This is a genomic window from Flavobacterium xizangense, assembly GCF_054075145.1.
In genome coordinates this window covers 1-240 of record NZ_JBSIPG010000297.1, presented here as the reverse complement: position 1 = coordinate 240, position 240 = coordinate 1, and the positions used below count along the sequence as shown (strand labels likewise).

Sequence of the window (240 nt, the reverse complement as noted above, 5' to 3'; positions counted from 1 at the left end):
AAATTCATTAAAACCAGATCGATTAGCTTTTTACAGCTATGCACACGTTCCTTGGATAAAAGGAAACGGACAACGCGGCTTTAATGAAGAAAACCTTCCAAAAGATGCCGAAAAAAGAAAACTATACGAGACTGGCAAAAAACTGCTTATCCAAAACGGTTATCATGAAATTGGTATGGATCATTTTGCCTTGACTGAAGATAGCTTATACAAAGCCGCTCACAACGGAAATTTACACCG

General features: G+C 37.9%; 1 pseudogene. It reads left to right on the top strand.

The features are described from left to right. A pseudogene (locus tag ACWA1B_RS23505) lies at nucleotides 1-240 on the top strand (oxygen-independent coproporphyrinogen III oxidase); the annotation flags it as partial.